The 4,183-nt window shown below is 72.3% G+C and carries 4 protein-coding genes; 2 read left to right on the top strand and 2 right to left on the bottom strand.

The features are described 5' to 3' along the window. Positions 1-150 precede the first annotated feature (150 nt). Entirely contained in the window at positions 151-927 is a 777-nt protein-coding gene (locus tag CA983_RS41175; protein ID WP_086605776.1) for a hypothetical protein, read from the bottom strand. Between the two features lie 328 nt (positions 928-1,255). On the opposite strand from CA983_RS41175, the gene purN reads away from it, so the two are divergent. Both purN and purH read left to right on the top strand, forming a co-directional pair. Beyond that, the gene (gene purN / locus CA983_RS41180; RefSeq protein WP_086605777.1) at positions 1,256-1,894 is read left to right on the top strand and encodes a phosphoribosylglycinamide formyltransferase; all 639 of its coding nucleotides are present in this window, start codon (positions 1,256-1,258) and stop codon (positions 1,892-1,894) included. Beyond that, positions 1,891-3,453: a bifunctional phosphoribosylaminoimidazolecarboxamide formyltransferase/IMP cyclohydrolase gene (purH, locus tag CA983_RS41185; RefSeq protein WP_086605778.1), complete on the top strand. Its 1,563-nt coding sequence runs from the start codon at positions 1,891-1,893 to the stop codon at positions 3,451-3,453. The genes purN and purH overlap by 4 nt, the downstream gene beginning before the upstream one ends. A 39-nt stretch (positions 3,454-3,492) precedes the next feature. Here purH and CA983_RS41190 read toward each other — a convergent pair. Then, a partial coding sequence (locus CA983_RS41190) for a peptidoglycan-binding domain-containing protein (RefSeq protein ID WP_143645734.1) occupies positions 3,493-4,183 on the bottom strand: 691 nt, incomplete at its 5' end.

The raw sequence follows: 4,183 nt of genomic DNA on the forward strand, positions 1-4,183 counted from the left end.
GCCCCCAAGCCCTACGACGTCCTGCCCCCACCGGACTCCGCCGCCAAGCCGGACACCCTGTGAGGCGGCAGGCCGGACACCCTGTGAGGCGGCAGGCCGGACACCCTGTGAGGCGCCAAGCCGGACACCCGTGAGGCGGCAGGCCGCCCGTCAGTCGTTGGCCCCCAGCAACCCCCGCAGCTCCTTCGGCAGAAGCTCCGTGCAGGACTGCCTGGCCTCGTTCGTGAGGGCGTCGTTCGTGCACGTGTAGTAGTCGCGGTAGACCAGTTGGGCCGTGAAGGACGCGGCGACCAGGGCGATGGCCAGGGACGCCGTGACCAGGCCGCTCACCGCCGCCGTCGTCTGGGGGCGGCCCGGCTGCTCGGGGACCGGAGTGTCCGGGTCGGCCCTGCGGGGCTTGGCGCGCAGGGCGCTGATGCCCCAGTAGAGGGAGAGGGCGCCGAGCAGCAGTGCCACGTAGGGCCAGCTGAAGAGGGCGAAGAAGAAGGCCCACATGCCCGACAGCAGGGCGTAGCGCGCGTGGCGCTGGGCGGGGTCCGTCGGGTCCCAGCGCGGGTTCTGGCCGCCCTTGGGGTCGCCCGGTCCCTCGGGGCCGCCGCGGGGGCGGTCGCCGAAGCCGCCGGACGAGCGGCCGGGCTGCCGGTCGCTCCACTGCCTGCCCCACGGCCCGCGGTCGCTCTCGCCGCCGTCCTGGGAGTCGTCGCCCGACGGGCGCCGCGGCTGCCAGGGCCGGTCCGGGGTGCCCTCGGGCGGCGGGGCGAACGGGTTGTCCTCCTGGGAGCCGCGCCCCCGCTCGTCGCCGCGGTCGCCGTCCGAAGGCGCGTCGGGTGGTGAGCTGGGGCGCTCCCGCAGCAGCACGCTGCCGCGCTCCCCTCCCTGCGCCGAGAGCTGGGGGAACGTGAGGAGTCGCATGCTGCGGTCCGGCATCAAGTGAGCGTCTTCCCGTTGATGAGTAGGAACGAATCGGAGGAGGTGTGGACAGAACTGAACGGTGTCGGACCCGGGTCCGCCATCTCCTGAACGCATCACGTCCGGGCGGCGTTCCCGAACCGGCTCCGCCCAGACGCTACCTTCCGGCCATGCCCCCGTCCCGTGGGGGCTGCCCGGTGTGCCGGTATCGTTGCTGACGGTCGGCCGGTTCGTAGGCTTCCCCGTATCCGGGGGCGCGAAGCATTCGTATGAATGCACAAACGCCAAGGCGATACGCAAAGGTCCGGCCGCCTGGACAGACGCTCCCCCGAGAAAGGCCCCCACCGTGGCCGCCAAGCCCGTGGCCCAGCGCGCCAAGCGCCTCGTCGTGCTGGTCTCCGGATCCGGCACCAACCTTCAGGCGCTCCTCGACGAGATCGACGCCGCCGGTGCGCAGGCGTACGGGGCCGAGATCGTGGCCGTCGGAGCCGACCGTGAGGGCATCGAGGGGCTGGCCCGCGCCGAGCGCGCCGGGCTGCCGACCTTCGTGCGGAAGGYCAGGGACTACGGCAGCCGGGACGAGTGGGACGCCGCCCTCGCCGAGGCCGTCGCCGCCTTCGAGCCCGACCTCGTCGTCTCCGCCGGGTTCATGAAGATCGTCGGCAAGGAGTTCCTCGCGCGGTTCGGCGGGCGGTTCGTCAACACGCACCCCGCCCTGCTGCCCAGTTTCCCGGGGGCCCACGGCGTGCGGGACGCGCTCGCGTACGGCGCCAAGGTCACCGGCTGCACCGTCCACTTCGTCGACGACGGCGTCGACACCGGACCGATCATCGCCCAGGGCGTGGTCGAGGTCCGGGACGAGGACGACGAGAGCGCTCTGCACGAGCGCATCAAGGAAGTCGAGCGAAGGCTGCTCGTCGAGGTCGTGGGGCGGCTCGCCCGCAACGGCTATCGCATTGAGGGACGAAAGGTAGTTATCCAGTGACCGCCGAGAGCAACAAGCGGCCCCTTCGCCGGGCGCTCGTCAGCGTCTACGACAAGACCGGGCTGGAGGAGCTCGCCCGCGGCCTGCACGAAGCCGGTGTGGAGCTCGTCTCCACCGGGTCCACGGCCGCCCGCATCTCCGCTGCCGGCGTCCCGGTCACCAAGGTCGAGGAGCTCACCGGCTTCCCCGAGTGCCTGGACGGCCGCGTCAAGACGCTGCACCCCAGGGTCCACGCCGGTATCCTCGCCGACCTGCGCCTGGAGGACCACCAGCGGCAGCTCGCCGAGCTGAGTGTCGAGCCGTTCGACCTCGTCGTCGTCAACCTCTACCCGTTCCGCGAGACCGTCGCCTCCGGGGCCACCCCCGACGAGTGCGTCGAGCAGATCGACATCGGCGGCCCGTCGATGGTCCGGGCGGCCGCCAAGAACCACCCCTCGGTCGCGGTCGTCACCAGCCCGGCCCGCTACGCCGACGTCCTGTCCGCCGTGCAGAGCGGCGGCTTCGACCTCGCCACCCGCAAGCGGCTCGCCGCCGAGGCCTTCCAGCACACGGCCGCGTACGACGTCGCCGTCGCCTCCTGGTTCGCCTCCTCCTACGCGCCCGTCGACGACTCACAGTTCCCCGACTTCCTCGGCGCCACCTGGGAGCGCGCGCACACCCTGCGCTACGGCGAGAACCCGCACCAGCCCGCCGCCCTGTACGTCTCCGGCAGCGGCGGCCTCGCCGAGGCCGAGCAACTGCACGGCAAGGAGATGTCGTACAACAACTACACGGACACGGACGCCGCCCGCCGTGCCGCGTACGACCACGCCGAGCCCTGTGTCGCGATCATCAAGCACGCCAACCCCTGCGGTATCGCGGTGGGCGCGGACGTCGCCGAGGCGCACCGCAAGGCGCACGCCTGTGACCCGCTGTCGGCGTTCGGCGGCGTGATCGCGGTCAACCGCCCGGTCAGCAAGGAGATGGCCGAGCAGGTCGCGGAGATCTTCACCGAGGTCATCGTCGCGCCGGACTACGAGGACGGCGCCCTGGAGGCCCTCACCAAGAAGAAGAACATCCGCGTGCTGCGCTGCCCCGACGGACCCTCCGCCCCGGTCGAGGTCAAGCCCATCGACGGCGGCGCGCTGCTCCAGGTGACCGACCGGCTCCAGGCCGACGGCGACGACCCGGCCAACTGGACGCTGGCGACCGGCGAGGCGCTGGACGCCGACGAGCTCCAGCAGCTCGCCTTCGCCTGGAAGGCCTGCCGCGCGGTGAAGTCCAACGCGATCCTGCTCGCCAAGGACGGTGCCTCGGTCGGCGTCGGCATGGGGCAGGTCAACCGGGTCGACTCCTGCAAACTGGCGGTGGAGCGGGCCGGGGCCGAGCGGGCCCGGGGTTCGTACGTCGCGTCGGACGCGTTCTTCCCGTTCCCCGACAACATCGACGTCCTGGGCGCCGCAGGCGTCAAGGCCATCGTGCAGCCGGGCGGTTCCGTCCGTGACGAACTGGTCGTCGAGGCCGCGCAGAAGGCCGGCATCACGATGTACTTCACGGGGACGCGGCACTTCTTCCACTGACGGTCACCTCACCCGGGCGGCGCCGCGCCGGATCGGCAGCTACGTCGAACTGCGCAGCGCCGCCCAGGTGTCGGGTCCCACATCGCCGTCCGCGGAGAGGCCCTCGGCCCTCTGGAACTTCTTGACGGCGGCCAGTGTGGCGCCGCCGAACTGCCCGTCCACGCCCGTGTCGCCGACCTTGAAGCCGCGCTGGGTGAGCATGCACTGCACCTGGACCACGCGCTGCCCCTTGTCGCCGCGGACGGTGAGCTCGGTGCCGGAGTAGTACGTGCACCGGGAGAGCCAGGGAGGGTCGGCGGGCGCGGTCGCCGTCTTGGTGGGCGCGGCGGTCGGGTCGCCTCCGCCACTGCCGCCGCCTTCGCCACCGTCCGAGGCGCCGGAGGCTTCGGCGGTGGGATCGGTTCGGGCTTCGTCTCCGTCTGCTCTCGGGTCGGGTGACGCCTCGTCCGCTCGCGCCCCCGACGCGCCTTGCTTTTCCTCCCCGCCCTCTTCCTTCTCCTTGTCCTTGGCACCGGAGGGTGATGCGGAGGAGCCGGGCAGAGGGGAGGTCCGAGCGTCGTCGCCGGCGCTGGTGGCGACCGCTGTCGGTGCGGCCGAGGCGGTGTCGCCGACGGACGGACGGGAGAGAAAGAAGGTTCCTGCAACGGCAGCGCACACGGCGAGACCGGCGGCGACGGCGAGGTACACCCTCCGCTTCGTGCGCCCGCCGCCGCTGTCGCGGGTGGGACGC

The organism is Streptomyces swartbergensis, from assembly GCF_002148965.1.
GTDB classification, from domain to species: Bacteria; Actinomycetota; Actinomycetes; order Streptomycetales; family Streptomycetaceae; genus Streptomyces; species Streptomyces swartbergensis.